Below are 22924 nucleotides of genomic sequence, written 5' to 3' on the forward strand. Positions count from 1 at the left end.
TGTTTTAGATGAAAAAAATTCCCTATGGCAAGTCAGATATAGTTCAGATTTTAGCTGAAAACTACTATTATGTGGATAAGACAAAATTTATTCCTTTAATAGAGCAAGCAGGAGATTACCTCTTTTTTCTTAGACCAAGGCGCTTTGGAAAATCTTTGTGGTTAGCAACACTGGAGACCTATTATGATATTTTAAACAAGGATAAACTTACTGCGATATTTAAAGATACGTGGATAAGTGAGAATTTGACTCCTGATGCAGGGAAGTATTTTATCTTGCGTTTTAATTTTGCTATGGTTGATCCAAATCCAGACAGAGTCGAAGAGTCATTCAATGAAACCTGTTTGCAGAGTATAGAAGATTTTATTACAAGATATAACCATGTTATATCTGATAAACTCAAAACAAAGATCCTTTCTTATAAAAAATATGATAGGGCTTTAAAGGCTCTTTTATCCAGAACCACCTTTGAAGAACTTCAAAATAAGCTCTATGTCTTAATAGATGAATATGACAATTTTACAAATACGATACTATCAGAATATTCATCAAAGAGGTATCATGAGATAACGCATGGTTCAGGTTTTTTAAGGTATTTTTACAATTTGTTAAAAGGAGCCACAACAGGACCAGATGCACCAGTTGGCAGGATATTTATAACAGGTGTCTCTCCAATAACCATGGATGATGTGACCAGTGGATTTAATATAGGAGATCCCATTTCCTTAGAACCTGAATTCAATGAAATGGCAGGTTTTACTTTTGAGGAAGTAAAAGAGATTTTTAAATATTACGTGGAAGCTGGATGGCTAAATCAACCCCTGGATAAGCTATTAGATATAGCTTCTCAGTGGTATAATAATTACAAATTTGATAATAACAGTGAAGTGACTTTATACAATCCAGATATGATATTTTATTTTGTTAGGCAAACAGGCCGTAGAAAGGGCATTCCAGATATGCTAATAGATGATAATGTAAAAATAGATTATAATAAACTAAAACACCTTGTTATAATTGATAAGAGATTTAATGGGAATTTTTCCATTCTTCAAAATATTATTCAAAAAGGATATATTTCAGGAGAGGTGGCAAGTTCCTTTCCTCTGGAAGATTTACTGGAAGAAGAGAATTTTACATCTCACTTGTTTTATTTAGGGTTACTCACCTTTGAAAAAGGAGGTCTCCTTAAGATACCCAATCAGACTATGTGGAAGATACTCCATGATTATATTCGTAGGGCCTATAAGGATTTAAAGATTTTTAAACCGCATATTTGGCAGCTTCAACAATATTTAAAAGAGATGGCTTATGAAGGTAGATGGGAAGCGGTTTTTGAGCTATTGTCCAGAGAGATCAAAAATCAAAGTAGTATAAGAGATTTTTTAAAACATGAAGAAAGCATAAAGATATTTTTGGCCACGTATATAAATATAATGGATTATTTTATAGTACGCACAGAGACAGAATTAAATAAAGGATTTGCAGATATATATCTTGAGCCCTTCTGGGAAAGGGATGAAAATGTAAGGTATGGTTATTTAATAGAATTAAAGTATATTCCCCGTTCAGAGAAGATAACAGAAGGGTTGATAAAAGGACTAAGAGACAGGGCCAGGGAGCAACTGGAGCAATATTCAAAGGATGTAAGGATTGAGAAGAAATTTTCTGCCAGGGCAGATGGAGAATTGATTAAGATATATCAGATCTGGCATGGTTGGGAGATGGTGGAGATAGGGCAGTTATGTGGTGAAATGGAAAGAAATCATCACCTTGTTTAAATATCTCCCGTCTTTTTTATGTTTTCCTTCTCTTTTATCTCGCCTTTTAGAATCTTTAATTTTTCATTTTAAGGCCAGCAAAGCGCTTTAAACCCTCAACTCTCTCACCCTTAACCCTTAAAGTCTCAAACCCCTATGAGGGGTGAGGAGGAAATGGGTTGATGGGTAAATAATGAGTTAATGGGTTTATCCCCTAAAAGCGGGGCGTGGTTTTCTGACTGACGGAAGCGAGTTTGATTTTGTTCTTGAAGATTATAACTCGCAATCCCCTCGAATCGGGTCTATAATTCCGCCTCTTACCCTATTGAGCCCTTGTGTGTCAAGGGCCGAGAAAGCAAAATCCGTCCATGTCCTCAAAAAAAGCGTCCGGTCGATTTTTGACGCTCAAATTTTGCATAATTTTTAATGTAACCCTTTATAATTATTAGTAAATCCAAAGTCCGTCCATCTATTTTGGGGTTGTCCAATAATTTCACTAGGTTGACAAAAATTGTCACTTATTTCAGATCATGGACGAATTTTTGTGATTTGGAACAATTTTGTATTGTAAATTAATTAATAATACCTAAAATCTGCAATTACAGTTCAATCGTAAGCAACTGATTGTTCTGGACAGAGATACCTAGATATGGAGCTGTTATGTTAAAGGATATGTCTCCCTCATTGTGACTTGGAAGGCTTTTTCAGGTAGAAGCTGCGGTCAGTGGCACTCTTTACGGGTGTGTAAAGGCACACCACTGCACATGGACTTACGCAAAATCCTATTTTGGAGGATACTCTCAAAAAAAGATTAAGCAAATTGTAATGACCGGATGGAATTTTCTATCTTTATCCAACGTTCTTTGAAAAAATAATCCCTCGATAATCGAAGGAACCATTGTCGTCCCGCATGCATCAGCCGAGCTGGAACATGGATTAGAAACATGCGGATTGTGTTGGGCTCTTCTCTAAAACCATCTTCATCGTTGAGCCACATCATCCAAACCAGTAGATTGTAAGCCAGAATACAGGTCTGGAATATGGCGGAGTTGGCCCAAAAATCCTGTGTCAAAATGCTTCCAGAGGCCATCTGTCCCTTACACCACTCAATCCAGTTTTCACTGGCCCCCGTTGGCAATAATACCTGTGGACGTCCCAGGGACTCAGGTTCATATTTGTTACATAACAAAAATAATCATACTCAGTCTTTGTAACGCTGAAAAAAAAGCAACTAAATTTGCTCTCTATTACTTGACGTACGGCCACAAACCGGCGGGGGTGCTTCCACCTTTCACATTTGTATGTGAATTCGGTCTTCTCATAGCCAGGTCTATTTTTAACCTTGTGCCATTTCTGAGTTTCTAAAAGCTGAGTGAGTCCTCGCATCTTAACCTTGATTAAGTACAAAGCATGAGCCTCTTCTAAGTAGTCTAAAAGTTCTCCATTAAAAAAGGCGGAATCTGCACGTACAATAATTTTCCAGACTCTCCTTGGAAGCTTGGCAAAGCACTCTTGCATAAACTCTACACAACCATTGGCTGAATAAGCATCTCCGGCTCTAAACCAGTTGTGAAGACATTCCCGCGTCTCAGCAATAAAGCAAAGTAGCGGATGATATCCCCTTTGTCCTGGCTTCTTGGGGTTGTAACCCTTCTCGGCACCTTCCTGTTTCCCATACACCCCACGCACTGTAGAGTCCAAATCTAAAGTGATGCGGCTAAACCATTTTTTACCCCAAACCTTTTTGCGCACTTTTGTTTCTACATCGGAGAGCTCATTGCAATGTCGGGGATTAAACAACTTAAAAACCCGATTTATGGTAGTATAGTCAGGAAACCTTTCCCATTTAAAAAGCGACCTCAATGCTAAATCAGATTTTAGGATAAATACATGGCTCATATGCTTAGCCCCGGCTAACACTGCCATCATCAAAATCATGATAATGTCGGAAACCTTATACTGTGCGGTAGCTCCCCGCTTAATAGTAATGTGTTGCTCAAGCATCTTGGGAAGCTTCAGTTTGTCAGCAAACAGGCCCAGCAATACCAGTCCGGCGTTGCCCGTAAGATTTTTTTCAGTGAACTTAACATGGAATCTACGCATAGAATCAGTGCCTCCTTCATACTTCCTATTTGAAACACTTTATACCATTAATTCACTATATTGTCAAGCTAAACATTATCTTATGATGCAAATTTTAGGTAATATTTCAATATAGATAAAAATTTTTAGTAGTTGTGGTTTTGCTATGTTCGGGATATTGCTCAATTAATAATAGTTGCAAAATATTTGATATTAGCTCAAAATTAGATAAAAAAATAAGAGGGGAATTAAATGCAATATGATATAGCATCAAAGGTGATATTGACACATTGCAGGAATGCTATATTGCGTAGGTTGTGTGGATTAGAGATAAAGGATTCGGAGTTAGTAGATGTGCGTCCTCAGGAGACTGCGTCGGTAAGGAGATCAGATTTTGTATTAAGGGCGTCATTTGAGGATGGGACACAGAGGCTAGTGTTATTGGAATTAATAACTCAGTGGAAGAAATACTTGCCTTTAAGGACATTGGAGACAAGATGCAGGCATATGCTTGAAGAGGATTTGGAGATAGAGACAGTAATGATAGAGTTAAAGAGGTGTTATGGGATAGTGGATTATTATAGGGACAATGAGGTAGAATTTAAGTATAAAGTAGTGAAGCTATATGAGCTAGAAGCAAGAGAGGTATTAAAAGAAGGGATTGTGTGCTTGTATCCATTTGTACCTTTAATGAAGGGAGGTATAGGTTTAATAGAAGAAGCGGAGAAAGGGATATATGAGGTAGAGGAAAGCAGGCAATATAAATCAGATTTATTAACAGGGATGGCGATATTAAGTGGTTTAATATCCAGGGAAATCCCTATGGAATTAATAAAGAGGAGGAGGGATATAATGATAGAATCAGCAGCATATGAGATAATAAAAAGAGAAGGGTTTGAAGAAGGGATCCAGCAAGGAATTCAACAAGGAATTGAGCAAGGGATTCAACAAGGGATTCAGCAAGGAATCGAGCGAGGAAAACTTGAAGGTCTTTTAGAGGCCATAAAATTTGGTTTGGAATTAAAATTTGGAAAAGAGGGTATAAAATTATATCCTGAGATTAAGAAGATTAAGGATTTAAATGTATTAGAAGCGATAATAGAAATTATTCGGCTGGCTGAAAGTGTGGAAGACGTAAAAGAAATATATCAGAAGGTTTTGAAATAACAATTCTCTTAATCCTTTTATTAAATAGATTTTTAAGATAAGGTGTTTTATAGTTATCCGCACAATTTCATATAATATAATATGGGGTGCCCTTTAAAAATTTTTCTATCCAACTTTTAGCAAAACTTAGTTTTTTACATAACCTATTCCATGCTTCTGATATAACCTCCTTCATCTCTTTTATATCTTTTACAAAAACTAATGAAAGCACTCTTTTTATACTTTTCCAGATATACTCAATAGGATTTAACTCTGGTGAATAAGGGGGAAGATAGACTAGATAAATATCTAACTCAGATGCCTTCTCTCTTACTACTTTACTCTTATGGGATGAAAAATTATCTATTATTGCTACTATCGCTTTATATCTCTTATTTACTTCTCTTATCTTTTCTAAAAACTTAGCTATTGATAAGCCTTTTGAATCTTCTAAAAATGATTTTACACTTTCTCCTTTTATAGCATAAAAACCTATTGTGTTTGTCTTGAACTTTGTTGTATTTTTTATAATTCTTGTCTTCTCAAAACTCCATACCCTTACTGTATTGGCGGTGTTCTGCGGACTTGTTTCATCTATAAAACCTATTGCTATCTCCTCTTCTTTAAATCCTTTCTCCTTTAACAGAGAAAAAGTAAGTTGAAGTTGATTCTCTAATATCTTCTCTCCATCTTTTGGTTTCCTATAATCCATCGGATATGGTTTAGAAAAATGCATCTTAAGCTTATCTCTCAATATCCTTACTACATGGTCTTGGGAGTATTCTATATCAAAAGTATCTTTTATCAATGCCCTTACTTCTTTTGTAGTCCAATAAGCTCTCTTTTTAAGTAATTCCTTAAGCTTTTTTAAATCTTCCTCTGATAGCCTACTTGGCCTTCCTCCCCCTTTTCCTCTTCCTTTACCTTTTATCCCTTTATAACCCTCTTGGTTCCATTCCCTTATCCATAAGTATCCTGTCGATTGGGCTATCCCACAACCGCTACACGCCTTTTCAAAATCTATCCCTTCTCTTATAAGATTTAGAAAAATAAGTTTTACCAAAATATTGTCTTTCTTCTCACCCTTTAATTTTTCCTTTAGCTCTTCTGCATTTTTAACCTTAATACGTTCCCCTTTCATAAATATTCATTATATCAAATCGTTCCTATTATATCAAGTTCTGAAGGATACTAAAATATAATGGATTATTTTATAGTACGCACAGAGACAGAATTAAATAAAGGATTTGCAGATATATATCTTGAGCCCTTCTGGGAAAGGGATGAAAATGTAAGGTATGGTTATTTAATAGAATTAAAGTATATTCCCCGTTCAGAGAAGATAACAGAAGGGTTGATAAAAGGACTAAGAGACAGGGCCAGGGAGCAACTGGAGCAATATTCAAAGGATGTAAGGATTGAGAAGAAATTTTCTGCCAGGGCAGATGGAGAATTGATTAAGATATATCAGATCTGGCATGGTTGGGAGATGGTGGAGATAGGACAGTTATGTGGTGAAATGGAAAGAAATCAGCACCTTGTTTAAATATCTCCCGTCTTTTTTATGTTTTCCTTCTCTTTTATCTCGCTTTTAGAATCTTTAATTTTTCATTTTAAGGCCAGCTAAAGCGCCTTAAACCCTCAACTCTCTTACCCTTAACCTTTAAAGTCTCAAACCTCTAAAAGGGGGAAGGAGGAAATGGGTTGATGGGTTAATGAGTTAATGGGTTTATCCCCTAAAAGCGGGGCAGTCATTTGGACCTTGAATCGAATGATCGCTATATAATGTGGGAATGTCTCAAACCCCTAAAAGCGGGGCAAGTTTGCTGACCCTTACCCTATTTAGCCCTTGTGTGTCAAGGGCCGAGAAGGTAAAATCCGTCCATGTCCTCAAAAAAAGCGTCCGGTCGATTTTTTGACGCTTAAATTTTGCATAATTTTTAATGTAACCATTTAAAATTATTAGTAAATTCAAAGTTCGTCCATCTATTTTGGGCTTATCTAATAATTTCAGTAGGTTGACAAAAATTGTCACTTGTTCCAGATCATGGACGAATTTTTGTGATTTGGAACAATTTTGTATTGTAAATCAATTAATAATATTTCAATATAGATAAAATTTTTAGTAGTTGTGGTTTTGCTCTGTTCACGAGTCAATTATAATAGTTGCAAAATATTTGATATTGGCTCAAAATTAGATAAAAAAATAAGAGGGGAATTAAATGCAATATGATATAGCATCAAAGGTGATATTGACACATTGCAGGAATGCTATATTGCGTAGGTTGTGTGGATTAGAGATAAAGGATTCGGAGTTAGTAGATGTGCGTCCCCAAGAGACTGCGTCGGTAAGGAGATCAGATTTTGTATTAAGGGCATCTTTTGAGGATGGGACACAGAGGCTAGTGTTATTGGAATTGATAACTCAGTGGAAGAAATACTTGCCTTTAAGGACATTGGAGACAAGATGCAGGCATATACTTGAAGAGGATTTGGAGATAGAGACAGTAATGATAGAGTTAAAGAGGTGTTATGGGATAGTGGATTATTATAGGGACAATGAGGTAGAATTTAAGTATAAAGTAGTAAAGCTATATGAGCTAGAAGCAAGAGAGGTATTAAAAGAAGGGATTGTGTGCTTGTATCCATTTGTACCTTTAATGAAGGGAGGTATAGGTTTAATAGAAGAAGCGGAGAAAGGGATATATGAGGTAGAGGAAAGCAGGCAATATAAATCAGATTTATTAACAGGGATGGCGATATTAAGTGGTTTAATATCTAGGGAAATCCCTATGGAATTAATAAAGAGGAGGAGGGATATAATGATAGAATCAGCAGCATATGAGATAATAAAAAGAGAAGGGTTTGAAGAAGGGATCCAGCAAGGAATTCAACAAGGAATTGAGCAAGGGATTCAGCAAGGGATTCAGCAAGGAATCGAGCAAGGGATTCAGCAAGGAATTGAGCAAGGGATTCAGCAAGGAATCGAGCAAGGAAAACTTGAAGGTCTTTTAGAGGCCATAAAATTTGGTTTGGAATTAAAATTTGGAAAAGAGGGTATAAAATTATATCCTGAGATTAAGAAGATTAAGGATTTAAATGTATTAGAAGCGATAATAGAAATTATTCGGCTGGCTGAAAGTGTGGAAGACGTAAAAGAAATATATCAGAAGGTTTTGAAATAACAACTCTCTTAATTCTTTTATTAAATAGATTTTTAAGATAAGGTGTTTTAGATGAAGAAGATTCCCTATGGCAAATCAGATATAGTTCAGATTTTAACTGAAAATTACTATTATGTGGATAAGACAAGATTTATCCCTTTAATAGAGCAGGCAGGGGATTACCTCTTTTTTCTTAGACCAAGGCGCTTTGGAAAATCTTTGTGGTTAGCAACACTAGAGACCTATTATGATATTTTAAACAAGGATAAACTTACTGCAATATTTAAAGATACGTGGATAAGTGAAAATTTGACTCCTGATGCAGGGAAGTATTTTATCTTGCGTTTTAATTTTGCTATGGTTGATCCAAATCCAGACAGAGTGGAAGAGTCATTTAACATTAGATGTGAGCAAAGTATTTCTTTCTTTTTAACCAGATATCAAAAGCTCCTGCCAGAGGAGTTAATAAAAAAGATAAAGTCCTATTGCAGATATGATGATATGTTAAGTGCGTTGTTATCTCCTGATTTTTATTATTTAACAGGGGAAAAGATTTATCTTTTAATAGATGAATATGACAATTTTACAAATACGATACTGTCAGAATATTCATCAAAGAGGTATCATGAGATAACGCATGGTTCAGGTTTTTTAAGGTATTTTTACAATTTGTTAAAAGGAGCTACAACAGGACCAGATGCACCAGTTGGGAGGATATTTATAACAGGTGTCTCTCCAATAACCATGGATGATGTGACTAGTGGATTTAATATAGCCACTCCAATAACTTTATATCCTCAATTTAATGAACTTGCAGGATTTACAATAGAGGAGGTAAAGGAAATTTTTGAATATTATATTGAAGAGGGTTGGTTAAATCAGCCATTGGAATTACTTTTAGAGATAGCATCAATCTGGTATAATAACTACAAATTTGAGGCTCATAGCTCTGTTTATCTATATAATCCTGATATGATTTTTTATTTTGTAAGGGAGGTAGGTACTTATAAACGCATTCCAGATATGCTAATAGATGACAATGTAAAAATAGATTATAATAAACTAAAACACCTTGTTATAATTGATAAGAGATTTAATGGGAATTTTTCTATTCTTCAAAATATTATTCAAAAAGGATATATTCCAGGAGAGGTGGCAAGTTCCTTTCCTCTGGAAGATTTACTGGAAGAAGAGAATTTTACCTCCCACTTGTTTTATTTGGGATTACTCACCTTTGAAAATGGAGGTCTCCTTAAGATACCCAATCAGACTATGTGGAAGATACTCCATGATTATATTCGTAGGGCCTATAAGGATTTAAAGATTTTTAAACCGCATATCTGGCAGCTTCAACAATATTTAAAGGAGATGGCTTATGAAGGTAGATGGGAACCGGTTTTTGAGCTATTGTCCAGAGAGATCAAAAATCAAAGTAGTATAAGAGATTTTTTAAAACATGAAGAGAGCATAAAGATATTTTTGGCCACGTATATAAATATAATGGATTATTTTATAGTACGCACAGAGACAGAATTAAATAAAGGATTTGCAGATATATATCTTGAGCCCTTTTGGGAAAGGGATGAAAATGTAAGGTATGGTTATTTAATAGAACTAAAGTATATTCCCCGTTCAGAGAAGATAACAGAAGGGCTGCTAAAAGGACTAAGAGACAGGGCCAGGGAGCAACTGGAGCAATATTCAAAGGATGTAAGGATTGAGAAGAAGTTTTCTGCCAGGGCAGATGGAGAATTGATTAAGATATATCAGATCTGGCATGGTTGGGAGATGGTGGAGTTAGGGCAGTTATGTGGAGAAATGGAAAGAAATCAGCACCTTGTTTAAATATCTCCCGTCTTTTTTATGTTTTCCTTCTCTTTTATCTCGCCTTTTTTTAGAATCTTTAATTTTTCATTTTAAGGCCAGCTAAAGCGCCTTTTTGCTCCCCTATCCCAAAAGGCAAAAAAGCTCGAGTCCCAAATCCCTAAAAAGGGGGAAGGGGTAAATGGGTTGATGGGTTAATGAGTTAATGGGTTTAACCTGTAAAAGCGGGGCGTGGTTTCTGACTCATTCGGGTGCAAATTGGAAGTCGGTGGTTCGAACAGTCTCAAACCCCTAAAAGCGGGGCAGCTTTTCTGACTCTTACCCTATTTAGTCCTTGTGTGTCAAGGGCCGAGAAGGCAAAATCCGTCCATGTCCTCAAAAAAAGCGTCCGGTCGATTTTTTGACGCTTAAATTTTGTATGATTTTTAATGTAACCCTTTAGAATTATTAATAAATCCAAAGTCCGTCCATCTATCTTGAACTTGCCCAATAATTTCAATATGTTAATCAAAAACAAAAGTTTTGCAAGATCATGGACGGATTTTTGGAGTGTTGGACAATTTTGTAACTTTTAATAGTTGTAGTTTTGGTATTTTCGGATATTGCTCAATTAATAATAGTTGCAAAATATTTGAGATTGGCTCAAAATTAGATAAAAAAATAAGAGGGGAATTAAATGCAATATGATATAGCATCAAAGGTGATATTGACACATTGCAGGAATGCTATATTGCGTAGGTTGTGTGGATTAGAGATAAAGGATTCGGAGTTAGTAGATGTGCGTCCCCAAGAGACTGCGTCGGTAAGGAGATCAGATTTTGTATTAAGGGCATCTTTTGAGGATGGGACACAGAGGCTAGTGTTATTGGAATTGATAACTCAGTGGAAGAAATACTTGCCTTTAAGGACATTGGAGACAAGATGCAGGCATATACTTGAAGAGGATTTGGAGATAGAGACAGTAATGATAGAGTTAAAGAGGTGTTATGGGATAGTGGATTATTATAGGGACAATGAGGTAGAATTTAGGTATAAAGTAGTAAAGCTATATGAGCTAGAAGCAAGAGAGGTATTAAAAGAAGGGATTGTGTGCTTGTATCCATTTGTACCTTTAATGAAGGGAGGTATAGGTTTAATAGAAGAAGCGGAAAAAGGGATATATGAGGTAGAGGAAAGCAGGCAATATAAATCAGATTTATTAACAGGGATGGCGATATTAAGTGGTTTAATATCCAGGGAAATCCCTATGGAATTAATAAAGAGGAGGAGGGATATAATGATAGAATCAGCAGCATATGAGATAATAAAAAGAGAAGGGTTTGAAGAAGGGATCCAGCAAGGAATTCAACAAGGAATTGAACAAGGGATTCAGCAAGGGATTCAGCAAGGAATCGAGCAAGGGATTCAGCAAGGAATCGAGCGAGGAAAACTTGAAGGTCTTTTGGAGGCCATAAAATTTGGTTTGGAATTAAAATTTGGAAAAGATGGTATAAAATTATATCCTGAAATTAAAAAGATTAAGGATTTAAATGTATTAGAAGCGATAATAGAAATTATTCGGCTGGCTGAAAGTGTGGAAGACGTAAAAGAAATATATCAGAAGGTTTTGAAATAACAACTCTCTTAATCCTTTTATTAAATAGATTTTTAAGATAAGGTGTTTTAGATGAAAAAGATTCCCTATGGCAAATCAGATATAGTTCAGATTTTAACTGAAAATTACTATTATGTGGATAAGACAAGATTTATCCCTTTAATAGAGCAGGCAGGGGATTACCTCTTTTTTCTTAGACCAAGGCGCTTTGGAAAATCTTTGTGGTTAGCAACACTAGAGACCTATTATGATATTTTAAACAAGGATAAACTTACTGCAATATTTAAAGATACGTGGATAAGTGAGAATTTGACTCGTGAGGCAGGGAAGTATTTTATCTTGCGTTTTAATTTTGCTATGGTTGATCCAAATCCAGACAGGGTGGAAGAGTCATTTAATTTTACATGTCTTCAAAGCATAAAAAAATTTGCCATAAGATACGAGAAATATTTGTCTGGGGAGCTAAGGGAAGACATTTTAAATCAGAAAAAGGCAGATGAAGCATTAAAGATATTGTTTTTTAGTAATTTGTATGAAACCACAAGATACAAGCTCTATGTCTTAATAGATGAATATGACAATTTTACAAATACGATACTATCAGAATATTCCTCAAAGAAGTATCATGAGATAACGCATGGTTCAGGTTTTTTAAGGTATTTTTACAATTTGTTAAAAGGAGCTACAACAGGACCAGATGCACCGGTTGGCAGGATATTTATAACAGGTGTCTCTCCAATAACCATGGATGATGTGACCAGTGGATTTAATATAGGAGATCCTATTTCCTTAGAACCTGAATTCAATGAAATGGCAGGTTTTACTTTTGAGGAAGTAAAAGAGATTTTTAAATATTACGTGGAAGCTGGATGGCTAAATCAACCCCTGGATAAGCTATTAGATATAGCTTCTCAGTGGTATAATAATTATAAGTTTGATAATAACAGTGAAGTAACTTTATACAATCCAGATATGATTTTTTATTTTGTTAGGCAAACAGGCCGTAGAAAGGGCATTCCAGATATGCTAATAGATGATAATGTAAAAATAGATTATAATAAACTAAAACACCTTGTTATAATCGATAAGAAATTTAACGGGAATTTTTCCATTCTTCAAAATATTATTCAAAAAGGATATATTTCAGGAGAGGTGGCAAGTTCCTTTCCTCTGGAAGATTTACTGGAAGAAGAGAATTTTACCTCCCACTTGTTTTATTTGGGATTACTCACCTTTGAAAATGGAGGTCTCCTTAAGATACCCAATCAGACTATGTGGAAGATACTCCATGATTATATTCGTAGGGCCTATAAGGATTTAAAGATTTTTAAACCGCATATCTGGCAGCTTCAACAATATTTAACCCGACTTTGATAGTTAAAAAGTTTAAAAATCAATTATATTAGCATGTTATAATTTTAAAAATGAGGGAATTTTACCTACAAACCTTTAGAGTGATGGAAAGAGATATTTTTTCATTTCCTCTTCAGACATTATGTGTTTCATATTTTTTATTTTAAAAATTTCAAACATCTTACTTGCCAATTTATTATGTTTGGTTTTGAGATAATATTTCTTACCATTTATGTCTGTTTCTATTGCATTTATCTCTTTTAAAGCATTTATTATACCAGCTGAAGTAATTACCATGTCCTGAGTTTTTTTATTGTATTTTAATCTATGTTCTATATGTTTTAATAAAAAATAGGCTAAAAACGAGACTATAATATGACCTTTTATCCTTTTAGGAGTGTAATGATAAATAGGCCTTATATTCAAATCAGTCTTTAATTCTCTAAAAGCACTTTCAACGTTATATATTTGCTTATGGATTTTTATCACTTTTAGTGCTGGCATATTAACATCTGAACACGCCAAAGTATAATATCCGTCATATTTTTTATCTTCTTCTATTTTCTTTAAATTTAATCTATATCTAACTTTGCCACCATCACAATATTTTTCTATATATTTTTCTTTACCTTTTATTTTATTTTTTTGAAGCTTTTTTATAACTTTATTAATTAATTTATCTCTTTCTTTTTTGTCTTTTAATGTCCTTTTATCTGAATATGTAGCTACTATTTTATGATTTAATTCAATCTCTTGATAACTTTTTGAAGTCTTTACCTTTCTTTTTTCTAGGACCTCAAATTCCTTATATGCATAGACTCCTTCTTTCTCATTATATGTTATAACTTCATATCCTTCTTTATCTAATATTTTATCTTGGATTTTAGTATTTTTGAACTTATATCCTACTATATATTCATATCCCCTTTTTTTAATCTCCTTTAAATTCAAAGAATTACTTATACCCCTATCGGCAACTACGATTATTTTTTCTAATTTATACTTCTTTTTTAGCCTATCAAGACTGTCCAACAACGTCTTACTTTCTGCTTTATTTCCTTCATATATATCAAAACTTATAGGAAATCCATCAGAATCTATCAATAATGAGAGAACTATCTGAACTTCATTATTTTTATGATCTTTACTTAAACCATATTTCCTTAATTCATCTTCTTTTTTACTCTCAAAATATAATGTAGTTACATCAAAAAAACATACTTTTAATTCCCTATCTATTAATTTTAAACTCCTGTGAAATAAATATTCTTCTAATTCCTCTTTGCATTCTTCTAACATATCTAAAGTTTTGTATAAATCCTGAAGAGATAATTCTTCATTAAGATATAAAAACATATCTTTATTATTAAAATACCCTAACTTAGATAACTCGCTTACTAACAATCTGTTTATCACCAAAGTAAAAACCGTTTTTACAAAATCAAAAGCAACTCTTCTTTTTTTTAATAGACTCGAAAAAAAATTACCCAATTTATATTTATTCCAGATTTCTTTAATAATAATATAAGAATAATTTTTAATACAAGCCTCTTGAGTGTTAATTTTATCAATAGAAGTAAAAACATTTTGGGCATAGAGTTCGAACAATTTTTCAAAAGCAGGAAACATAAGATGGAGCTTGTCGGCCCTACCGAGATTAGCCACGGTTTTATGTCTAACTTTATTATCTTCAGTTCTATAAGAATAAACAATGCGAACATATTCATAGCCTTTGACCTTAGAAACTTTAAGGAACATACTCCCCCCTTTAGTTAGACTGCATAGATATGTTAATAAATTCTTTATTTTTAGTCAATAAAAAAGTATTAATATTGTAAAGTTAGGACTACAAAATTTTTTGATAAAAAATATATGTAACTGATCTGATTAAACTTTTATAAAAAAATACCCCCAAATTCCACTAATTTCCTACTCTAACTGTCAAAGTCGGGAGATTTACTGGAAGAAGAGAATTTTACCTCCCACTTGTTTTATTTGGGATTACTCACCTTTGAAAATGGAGGTCTCCTTAAGATACCCAATCAGACTATGTGGAAGATACTCCATGATTATATTCGTAGGGCCTATAAGGATTTAAAGATTTTTAAACCGCATATCTGGCAGCTTCAACAATATTTAAAGGAGATGGCTTATGAAGGTAGATGGGAAGCGGTTTTTGAGCTATTGTCCAGAGAGATCAAAAATCAAAGTAGTATAAGAGATTTTTTAAAACATGAAGAGAGCATAAAGATATTTTTGTCCACGTATATTAATATAATGGATTATTTTATAGTACGCACAGAGACAGAATTAAATAAAGGATTTGCAGATATATATCTTGAGCCCTTTTGGGAAAGGGATGAAAATGTAAGGTATGGTTATTTAATAGAACTAAAGTATATTCCCCGTTCAGAGAAGATAACAGAAGGGCTGCTAAAAGGACTAAGAGACAGGGCCAGGGAGCAACTGGAGCAATATTCAAAGGATGTAAGGATTGAGAAGAAGTTTTCTGCCAGGGCAGATGGAGAGTTGATTAAGATATATCAGATCTGGCATGGTTGGGAGATGGTGGAGATAGGGCAGTTATGTGGTGAAATGGAAAGAAATCAGCACCTTGTTTAAATATCTCCCGTCTTTTTTATGTTTTCCTTCTCTTTTATCTCGCCTTTTAGAATCTTTAATTTTTCATTTTAAGGCCAGCTAAAGCGCCTTTTTGCTCCCCTATCCCAAAAGGCAAAAAAGCTCGAGTCCCAAATCCCTAAAAAGGGGGAAGGGGTAAATGGGTTGATGGGTTTATGAGTTAATGAGTTAATGGGTTTAACCTCTAAAAGCGGGGCGCGTTTTCAGACTCTTACCCTATTGAGCCCTTGTGTGTCAAGGGCCGAGAAGGTAAAATCCGTCCATGTCCTCAAAAAAAGCGTCCGGTCGATTTTTTGACGCTCAAATTTTGTATGATTTTCAATGTCCGTCCATCTATTTTTTGCTTATTTAATAATTTCAGTAGGTTGACAAAAATTGTCACTTATTCCAGATCATGAACGAATTTTTGTGATTTGGAACAATTTTGTATTGTAAATCAATTAATCATAGTAACCCTTTAGAATTATTAATAAATTCAAATTTCAATATAGATTAAAATTTTTAGTAGTTGTGATTTTGCTATGTTCGGGATATTGCTCAATTAATAATAGTTGCAAAATATTTGAGATTAGCTCAAAATTAGGTAAAAAAATAAGAGGGGAATTAAATGCAATATGATATAGCATGGAGGGATGGCGATACTAAGTGGTTTAATATCCAGGGGAATTCCTATGGAATTAATAAAGCGTAAAAGGGATATAATGATAGAATCAGCAGCATATGAGATAATAAAAAGAGAAGGGTTTGAAGAAGGGATCCAGCAAGGACTCGAGCAAGGGATTTAACAAGGAAAAGAAGAATGAAAAGTTTACTTCCTCAATACTTGTTTGATCATATAAAAATAGCAAAACTTCGCTTTATTTTTGAGAAAAATGGTAAAAGGAAAATCAAGGGTTATTCAGGCTCTGCCTGGAGAGGGGTTATTGGAAAGACTTTAAAGAAGATCTTTTGTTGTTTTAAAAACAAACCCTGCGATGAATGTCTGGTAAAAAACAATTGTCCCTATTATAACCTGTATGAAAGACATAGTTTGGAACCTGGATTTTCAGATCTACCCAGACCATATATCTTTTATCCTCCACCTGTTACTGATAACAGATACTTAATATTGGATGTCACTCTGTTTGCCTATGGCTGTGATTTTGTCCCTCATATTATTATGGCATGTGAGGAGGCGGGAAAGCGGGGAATTGGCTTTGAGAGGATCCGTTTTTGTCTAAAATGTGTGTTACAAAACACATTGAAAAAAGAGTGGATACCTGTATATGTACCGGGCAAAGTAAAAGAAACTTATGATACAAATTTTTTATTAATTGACTGGCTTAATACTCTTCCCTGTGTACCAAAGAATGGATCCTGGAAAGTAGAAATAAGATCTCCATTGCGACTTAGAAAAAATAAAAAATATTTGAGATATGCAGATTGGGGATGGGCATTTGTCTCTCTTGCAAGGAGATTATCTCTTTTGAATTATTTATGTGGAGGCTTTAAACTAAATTCTGAACAATGGCTTGAGATAAAAAGTTTTTTGAGCCAACCAGGAAAGGTTGAAAATGAGATATTCTGGTATGACTGGAAACGTTATTCATCCACTCAGAACAAAAAAATCCCAATGGGCGGTGTTATGGGCAGGGCCTTTGTTGATGCCCCTCAATCAACAAAAGATATATGGTGGTGCTGGTGGCATGTGGCAAATATATTTCACTTAGGAAAAGGCACAAGTATGGGGCTTGGGAAAATAGAAATCCCTCAGGAAAATTTAAATTTCCTCTAAGTAAGACAACATGTTATTAAACCTTTGCAGAAACTAAGATAATCTGCCATCCTTTATTTGCCAGTGATTCTAACAGATTTCTGGTCTTCTCTATCCTTTGATAATCAAAGTATGCAAAGGGCTCATCTAAAAGCAAAAAAGCAATATTATTTCCAAAAAATGTGGAAATTAGTGCGAGCCTCACAGCTAGAAGTAATTGAGTTTTTGCACCATCTGACAACTCATCAAAATCAAAAGTTACCCCCTCATTTGAAACTACGCTCCAGGCCCTTGAGAAATTTTCCCGTCCAGAATATATAGTGCTATCGTTATAAATAACCTGCACATATTTCCCTCTTGTTATTTCAGAGAAATATTTTGTTGTAGTTTGAGATAAAGAACTTAAATATTTTTCTTCAATCATCTTACGAAGTAATTCCATAACCTGCCTGGAACCCCGCAATATTTTCTCAATCCTATCCAGTGCTGAAAGTTTTATCATACACTCGTTTAACTCACTTCGTTTTTCCTCTAACACCTTTTTATCAGGAACATGAGTTAAAATACCTTTAAGCTCTGAGTATTCTGCTGACAATTTCTTTTCATTAGCAGTTGCCCTTTTTAATTCATTATCTAAATGGTGTTCTAAATCTTCTAATTTTTCTACCTCATAAGAATCATATTTTTTTACCAATCCAAATGGAAGGTTATTTATTTTTGAATCTATATCTTTTAGTTTTTCAAGTTCCTTTTTTATTGCTTTAGCTTCATTTTGTAAAAATTTGACCTTTTCTGATAAGGCAGATTTCTTATAGTTAAATTTTGATGTTTTTTCTGTTATATTTTTAAGATGATTCTTATTTGTATTTATTTTATCTTCAATATCATCTAAGGAAATTTCAGTAAATCCATTTTTATCTATCTCATTAAATAATTTATCTATTTCTAATCTTAACACCTGTATATTATCATCAATTTCCTGTAAATCCTTTTCCTTTACAGCAATCATGCCATTATTTTTTGAAATGTCCTTTTCTATTTGTCTAATTTTCTTATTAAAACTTTGGAGTTCTTTTTTTAATGCTTTTTCTTTTTCTTTAAGATCTTTAAATTCTTTTAACAATTTTTCTTCTATTGAGATATCCTTTTCTATTTTTACTTTATCATTTAATAATCTATTTAAATCTTGATTAATTTTATTTAAATCTATCTCACTATATTTTAGATTAATATTTTTATATTGTTCTAATTTTTTTATTACGTCTTTTAAATATTCCTTGGATTTAAAGTCCTTAAAAAATGGATCTAATCTAGACTTTATGTTTAAAATTTCCTCATTTGTAACAACTGTAGCACAGAATTTATCATGGGCCAAAACAGCCTCGCCTTCAAATAAAAACAAATCGCCCTCATTTAATAATTTATCATTTACATATATTGATCCTTTTTGAACTTGAATTGTGCCTTTAGATCCTTTGATTAGACCTTCAAATACCTCTACATCAGTAAACAATTTTTTTAGAAAATTAATGTCATAATTTAGATAATCTTTTATCTGGCTCTTTAGATTGTCTAGTTGCGATTTAATATTTTCTGCTTTTTTTATTTCATTTTCTAATTTTGCTATATCTTGTGAAATAAACGAGAGTTTTTCTTTATTTATGGAAATATTTTTTATTTTATCTTGTAAAGATGTATATTTATCATCTATCTCTTGTAAAATATTCTCTATTTCTTTTATTTTTGATGATAAATCATCCCTTGTTCTTTTTATCTCTTTGTTTTTATTTGACAGATCAATGCAAGAATTTTTTATGTCCTCTTTTAATTTTTCCAGTTTACTTAACTCTTTTTTCTTTTGTTCTAAGTTTTCCTTTTTTTTCTGAACAATCAAAAGAGATTGTAAATATTTGTCTTTTTCTTTATATTCATTTTCGAGGTTTTTAATTTTTGTATCTAATTCTTGCAATTGATTTTTTATTTGATCGATTTCTTTTAAATTTTTGTCAAGCTTCTCTTCATAATCTATTTTTCTCTTATATTCCATTAATAATTTTATTGCATCTAATGTATTTTGATCATTTTTTATTTTTTTTGTAATTTTCTCTATTTCTTTACTTAAATTATTATATCTTTCTAAATTTTTTGAATATTTTTCAAAATCATGTTCTAATGAGATAATCTCATTTTGTAAATTTTTTGCTTTTTCCATTAATTTATTTTGTATCTTTTTAAATTCACCAGCTTTAAAGCCTTTATTTTTTAAAAGTATTTTATCAGTAATTCCAATTAATTGATTGATTTTTTCAACATTTAAAATATCTTTTGTAAATTTTCTAAACTCAGCAGAATCTGCATTAATTGAAAGATCTCTCTCCTGCAAGTGGAGCAAATTTTTTACAACATAAGAAAGTAGATTAAATCCATGTTTTTGAAAAAATGCTTTTATACTATTTGGAGAGCTGAGATATGTTCCATCTTTACCTTTCAGTAACACACTATTATCCTGAGAATTTAAAATAATAGTATAAGGATTTTTATTTAACTCAAAATCCAGTTCAATCACAGGCCCTTTATTTGAACCCTTTGTTGATTTATCCATAAGAGATGCTGGATTTAAAGAAAATGCATCTGTAATTGCTGACAGTATTGTACTTTTCCCAAACTCGTTGTGTTCCTTTAACTCATAAATGGGATAACCAAATTCAAGGACAAAATCCCTATGAACTAAATAATTAATTAAATGGATACTGTTTAATTTTATCATGACAAATACTTGTTTTTTAAAAATTCTTCTATTTTTGGCTTTGTTAAATTACCCCTTATGTTTTTTAGAATAAAGACCTTAATATCATCAATTAAATCCTTTGCAAAACCCATATCCATTGATAATATCTCATCAATGGTATCTTCAATAATACCGTAAATTCCATCCCTTTCATACTCAATAACACCATCACTCAATTTAATATTTGGAGTCTCTAAGAGATTTTCTACCTTGGTTTTTAGTTCCTTAACATATCCAATAATTTCCACAAAATCACCCTTCTGTATTTTATCTTCTATCCATTTGATATCCTCTAAATCTAATATCTCTTTTTTGTAAAATCCAGGGGCATCTTTGAAAATGCGATAATCAATATTTAATTCAGATCCAATTGTCACGCATATATAACCGCTAGATGATAACCTTTTTTTTGAAAATTCATATTGTACCAAAGATCCTGAATAAGCGCATTTGTTAAATTTTTTAAAGGAGTGGTAGTGACCAAGACAGATGTAATCAAAAAACATACTTTCTAACTTATCTACTGAGATCTCGTCATGTGTTGGGACATCACTAAATGGTCCATGCACAACTCCAATGTGAAAGGCTGCATTTAATTTTGAAACATTTGGTATTTCAAAAAAACCACCATAAAATGCTATATTATCTATCACTTTTGATGGTGAGTCTGGTGATAGAAAGATTATATTTTCTCTATTTAAATATTGTCTAACATCTAGTCTGCGATATACAGAATCCATTGTGTATGCATCGTGGCCAGTTACTTCTTGTCTGTGACTCTTTCCACCACCAGGAATAATCACTGTATATATGTCATTGTAATATCCAATAATCTCAAAAAATTCTTCTACTAAATTTGACCCCACATAATTTGAGTCAAATACATCCCCTGCAATTACTATATATTTTACATCCTCATCCCTTGCATTATTATACAGTCTTTTTAAAAATTTCTTTTGCTCATCAAATAATTTATCTCCCAGATATCTATTTCTAGCTCCAATATGTATATCAGATGTATGAAAGAGTTTTAACATAAGCTCAATAACTCCCTTTATAATTTGTGCCTTTAAATACTGAATAAATCCTGTAGCTATTTTTACCAATCTTAGATTTTATCTCTGCTATTTTTATAACTTTATCAAACATTTTAATCAGCTCTTTTCCCGTTCTACTCCCTTTACGCAGGATTAAACAATCCTTTCCAGTCATATTAATTCCATGAGTGCCCCACACTTCATATTGATCTTTGACAATATTTGGAGTTCTATCAATCTTATAAATTACAGGATGCTCCTCCATATAAAAAGCCATCTCTGATATTATATCCCTTTTTTTGCCTAATATAAAAATATCTTTTTCCTGTTGCTTATAAATATCGCTAAGTTGTATAGCTAAGTTTTTCCAACCCTTTCCCCGCTTTGTTGGGTCTATCTTGGTTCCACTTATTGTTTCAATGGTAAATATAAATGGCGTTATATAAGTTAAAAATACAAAGACATAAGCAACAACAAGCCCTCTATTTATCCATTTAGTTATATATTTTTCTTTGATGTTTTTTAAAAACCATGCAACTGAGAATATAATTGCTGGAGGATAAAAAAGTGCAGGCCAATTTGCATTTACCCTTTGCTTTAAACTTAAAAACAAAAAAATCACCAGATAAATAGGTCCAAAGAAAAATAAAAATCTTGATTTTGTATCAAGTTTTCTAAAGTTTAAGATAGCCTTATATATTGAAAAATAAATAATAACTGCAAATATTGGTGTAATAATTAAAACCTGTCCACCTACATATTCAAAAAACGTTGAAATGGTTTTTAATATAGATGGATTTGAAGATATATGGTGAACAGTCTCCTGAAATGTTACCCAATTGTGTTTATAATTCCAATATATAGGGAGGGATATTAATGCAAAAGAAAAAAACAAAAACAAAAAAATTGCTGGTGCAGAGATGTTTGATCTATATTCTTTTTCATAAATAAGAAAAATGGCTATAGAAATAAAATATACAATCATCATTTGTTTACTTAAAAATGCTAGTCCAAAACTTATACCTGCAAGGGTAAAAGATAAAATTTGTCCATTTCCCTTTAAGTTTAGTCCCTTCCAAAATAAAAGGAGAAATAAGGTGCCAAAAAAGATTAAAGGTGGATCTATGGTCATGACAAATGAAAGTGCTGCATTTGCTGGAGTTAGCAGGGAAAATAAAAATGAGATCATAGCGACTCTTTCATCAAACATCTCCTTTGCCAGCATATATACTATTCCAGCAGAGGCTGTTCCAAGTAATGCTGCAAAAAATCTAACCCCAAATTCATTTATTCCAAAAAGATGTGTTGATAAATAATTTAACCAGGCAATCATGGGTGGTTTGCTATAATAGCCAATATCAAGGTGTCTTGACCAATCCCAATAATAGGCCTCATCTGGAACAAGCTCAAGAGGAACAATATAAATATAGGCAAGCCTAAATATAAATACTATTGCCAAAAATCCCCAAACACTTTTTGTTGGAAGTTCAAAGGAAAGTCTCAATTTGCAGTCTCTCTTTTTTTCTTTTTATGGATCAAATATAAGTTTCTGGAATATATAAAAATACCACTCCCCTGACCTAACATAAATACAGGATCCTGTCTCCAGGTTGCGTATAAAAAAAGCAAAATTCCTCCCAACAGGCTAATATACCAAAAGGCCTCAGGAACAACACTTTCTTTTGCCTTTTCTGAAGCAATCCACTGAACTATGAATCTTGAAGCAAATAATGCCTGGGCAAAAAATCCTATCCCCAGCCAGATTTTGTCTGAAACCATCAAT

At 33.0% G+C, this 22924-nt stretch carries 16 protein-coding genes and 1 pseudogene; 10 read left to right on the forward strand and 7 right to left on the reverse strand.

From position 1 onward, the window contains the following. Positions 1 to 8 precede the first annotated feature (8 nt). Positions 9 to 1781: an AAA family ATPase gene (locus ACYQ1E_RS07800; RefSeq protein WP_459877492.1), complete on the forward strand. Its 1773-nt coding sequence runs from the start codon at positions 9 to 11 to the stop codon at positions 1779 to 1781. A 790-nt stretch (positions 1782 to 2571) separates the two neighbouring features. On the opposite strand, the pseudogene ACYQ1E_RS07805 reads toward ACYQ1E_RS07800, so the two are convergent. Continuing rightward, positions 2572 to 3863 (reverse strand): annotated as a pseudogene (locus ACYQ1E_RS07805) (IS1380 family transposase). Positions 3864 to 4094: 231 nt separating this feature from the next. Here ACYQ1E_RS07805 and ACYQ1E_RS07810 point away from each other — a divergent pair. Continuing rightward, on the forward strand, positions 4095 to 5009 hold the full coding sequence (locus tag ACYQ1E_RS07810; protein WP_459877495.1) for a hypothetical protein: 915 nt from the start codon (positions 4095 to 4097) through the stop codon (positions 5007 to 5009). A 67-nt stretch (positions 5010 to 5076) separates the two neighbouring features. On the opposite strand, the gene ACYQ1E_RS07815 is transcribed toward ACYQ1E_RS07810, so the two are convergent. Further along, complete coding sequence (locus ACYQ1E_RS07815) at positions 5077 to 6129, reverse strand: IS630 family transposase (RefSeq protein ID WP_459877498.1); 1053 nt, start codon at positions 6127 to 6129, stop codon at positions 5077 to 5079. Between the two features lie 60 nt (positions 6130 to 6189). On the opposite strand from ACYQ1E_RS07815, the gene ACYQ1E_RS07820 reads away from it, so the two are divergent. The 5 genes from ACYQ1E_RS07820 to ACYQ1E_RS07840 all read left to right on the forward strand — a co-directional run bounded on the left by ACYQ1E_RS07820 (position 6190) and on the right by ACYQ1E_RS07840 (position 12944). Further along, a complete protein-coding gene (locus ACYQ1E_RS07820; protein WP_459877501.1) occupies positions 6190 to 6534 on the forward strand; it encodes a PD-(D/E)XK nuclease domain-containing protein in 345 nt (114 codons plus the stop codon). Between the two features lie 676 nt (positions 6535 to 7210). Then, positions 7211 to 8173 (forward strand): hypothetical protein, encoded by a 963-nt coding sequence (locus ACYQ1E_RS07825; protein WP_459877504.1) that lies wholly within the window; start codon positions 7211 to 7213, stop codon positions 8171 to 8173. Between the two features lie 51 nt (positions 8174 to 8224). Continuing rightward, positions 8225 to 9997, forward strand: a complete 1773-nt coding sequence (locus ACYQ1E_RS07830; RefSeq protein WP_459877507.1) for an AAA family ATPase — start codon at positions 8225 to 8227, stop codon at positions 9995 to 9997. A gap of 655 nt (positions 9998 to 10652) precedes the next feature. Continuing rightward, positions 10653 to 11591 carry a hypothetical protein gene (locus ACYQ1E_RS07835; RefSeq protein WP_459877509.1) on the forward strand — a complete coding sequence of 313 codons (939 nt, stop codon included), beginning with the start codon at positions 10653 to 10655 and terminating at the stop codon, positions 11589 to 11591. A 51-nt stretch (positions 11592 to 11642) separates the two neighbouring features. Continuing rightward, the gene (locus ACYQ1E_RS07840; RefSeq protein WP_459877512.1) at positions 11643 to 12944 is read left to right on the forward strand and encodes an AAA family ATPase; all 1302 of its coding nucleotides are present in this window, start codon (positions 11643 to 11645) and stop codon (positions 12942 to 12944) included. 75 nt (positions 12945 to 13019) lie between these two features. On the opposite strand, the gene ACYQ1E_RS07845 is transcribed toward ACYQ1E_RS07840, so the two are convergent. After that, positions 13020 to 14681, reverse strand: a complete 1662-nt coding sequence (locus ACYQ1E_RS07845; protein WP_459874985.1) for an IS1634 family transposase — start codon at positions 14679 to 14681, stop codon at positions 13020 to 13022. Between the two features lie 228 nt (positions 14682 to 14909). Between ACYQ1E_RS07845 and ACYQ1E_RS07850 the strand changes: the two genes are divergently transcribed. From ACYQ1E_RS07850 to cas6, 3 genes are all read left to right on the forward strand, one after another. Continuing rightward, positions 14910 to 15545 carry a PD-(D/E)XK nuclease domain-containing protein gene (locus ACYQ1E_RS07850; RefSeq protein ID WP_459877515.1) on the forward strand — a complete coding sequence of 212 codons (636 nt, stop codon included), beginning with the start codon at positions 14910 to 14912 and terminating at the stop codon, positions 15543 to 15545. Between the two features lie 650 nt (positions 15546 to 16195). Continuing rightward, positions 16196 to 16348 carry a hypothetical protein gene (locus tag ACYQ1E_RS07855; RefSeq protein WP_459877518.1) on the forward strand — a complete coding sequence of 51 codons (153 nt, stop codon included), beginning with the start codon at positions 16196 to 16198 and terminating at the stop codon, positions 16346 to 16348. Positions 16349 to 16362: 14 nt separating this feature from the next. Continuing rightward, the gene (gene cas6, locus ACYQ1E_RS07860; protein WP_459877521.1) at positions 16363 to 17337 is read left to right on the forward strand and encodes a CRISPR system precrRNA processing endoribonuclease RAMP protein Cas6; all 975 of its coding nucleotides are present in this window, start codon (positions 16363 to 16365) and stop codon (positions 17335 to 17337) included. A gap of 16 nt (positions 17338 to 17353) precedes the next feature. On the opposite strand, the gene ACYQ1E_RS07865 is transcribed toward cas6, so the two are convergent. The 4 genes from ACYQ1E_RS07865 to ACYQ1E_RS07880 are packed head-to-tail and all read right to left on the reverse strand — an operon-like array spanning position 17354 to position 22920. After that, the gene (locus ACYQ1E_RS07865; protein WP_459877524.1) at positions 17354 to 20083 is read right to left on the reverse strand and encodes an AAA family ATPase; all 2730 of its coding nucleotides are present in this window, start codon (positions 20081 to 20083) and stop codon (positions 17354 to 17356) included. Beyond that, positions 20080 to 21210: a metallophosphoesterase family protein gene (locus tag ACYQ1E_RS07870; protein WP_459877527.1), complete on the reverse strand. Its 1131-nt coding sequence runs from the start codon at positions 21208 to 21210 to the stop codon at positions 20080 to 20082. The genes ACYQ1E_RS07865 and ACYQ1E_RS07870 overlap by 4 nt, the downstream gene beginning before the upstream one ends. Next, positions 21146 to 22645, reverse strand: coding sequence for an ArnT family glycosyltransferase (locus tag ACYQ1E_RS07875; RefSeq protein WP_459877530.1), 1500 nt, complete (start codon positions 22643 to 22645; stop codon positions 21146 to 21148). Before ACYQ1E_RS07875 ends, ACYQ1E_RS07870 begins: the two co-directional genes overlap by 65 nt. Next, a complete protein-coding gene (locus ACYQ1E_RS07880; RefSeq protein ID WP_459877533.1) occupies positions 22642 to 22920 on the reverse strand; it encodes a lipid-A-disaccharide synthase N-terminal domain-containing protein in 279 nt (92 codons plus the stop codon). Before ACYQ1E_RS07880 ends, ACYQ1E_RS07875 begins: the two co-directional genes overlap by 4 nt. Positions 22921 to 22924 lie beyond the last annotated feature (4 nt).

Source organism: Desulfothermus naphthae (assembly GCF_054657475.1).

Excerpts from the sequence above, each read along its gene's own strand:
- ACYQ1E_RS07800 (WP_459877492.1), top strand. The coding sequence starts at position 9 with ATGAAAAAAATTCCCTATGGCAAGTCAGATATAGTTCAGATTTTAGCT.
- ACYQ1E_RS07810 (WP_459877495.1), top strand. The coding sequence starts at position 4,095 with ATGCAATATGATATAGCATCAAAGGTGATATTGACACATTGCAGGAAT.
- ACYQ1E_RS07815 (WP_459877498.1), bottom strand. The coding sequence starts at position 6,129 with ATGAAAGGGGAACGTATTAAGGTTAAAAATGCAGAAGAGCTAAAGGAA.
- ACYQ1E_RS07820 (WP_459877501.1), top strand. The coding sequence starts at position 6,190 with ATGGATTATTTTATAGTACGCACAGAGACAGAATTAAATAAAGGATTT.
- ACYQ1E_RS07825 (WP_459877504.1), top strand. The coding sequence starts at position 7,211 with ATGCAATATGATATAGCATCAAAGGTGATATTGACACATTGCAGGAAT.
- ACYQ1E_RS07830 (WP_459877507.1), top strand. The coding sequence starts at position 8,225 with ATGAAGAAGATTCCCTATGGCAAATCAGATATAGTTCAGATTTTAACT.
- ACYQ1E_RS07835 (WP_459877509.1), top strand. The coding sequence starts at position 10,653 with ATGCAATATGATATAGCATCAAAGGTGATATTGACACATTGCAGGAAT.
- ACYQ1E_RS07840 (WP_459877512.1), top strand. The coding sequence starts at position 11,643 with ATGAAAAAGATTCCCTATGGCAAATCAGATATAGTTCAGATTTTAACT.
- ACYQ1E_RS07845 (WP_459874985.1), bottom strand. The coding sequence starts at position 14,681 with ATGTTCCTTAAAGTTTCTAAGGTCAAAGGCTATGAATATGTTCGCATT.
- ACYQ1E_RS07855 (WP_459877518.1), top strand. The coding sequence starts at position 16,196 with ATGGCGATACTAAGTGGTTTAATATCCAGGGGAATTCCTATGGAATTA.
- cas6 (WP_459877521.1), top strand. The coding sequence starts at position 16,363 with ATGAAAAGTTTACTTCCTCAATACTTGTTTGATCATATAAAAATAGCA.
- ACYQ1E_RS07865 (WP_459877524.1), bottom strand. The coding sequence starts at position 20,083 with ATGATAAAATTAAACAGTATCCATTTAATTAATTATTTAGTTCATAGG.
- ACYQ1E_RS07880 (WP_459877533.1), bottom strand. The coding sequence starts at position 22,920 with ATGGTTTCAGACAAAATCTGGCTGGGGATAGGATTTTTTGCCCAGGCA.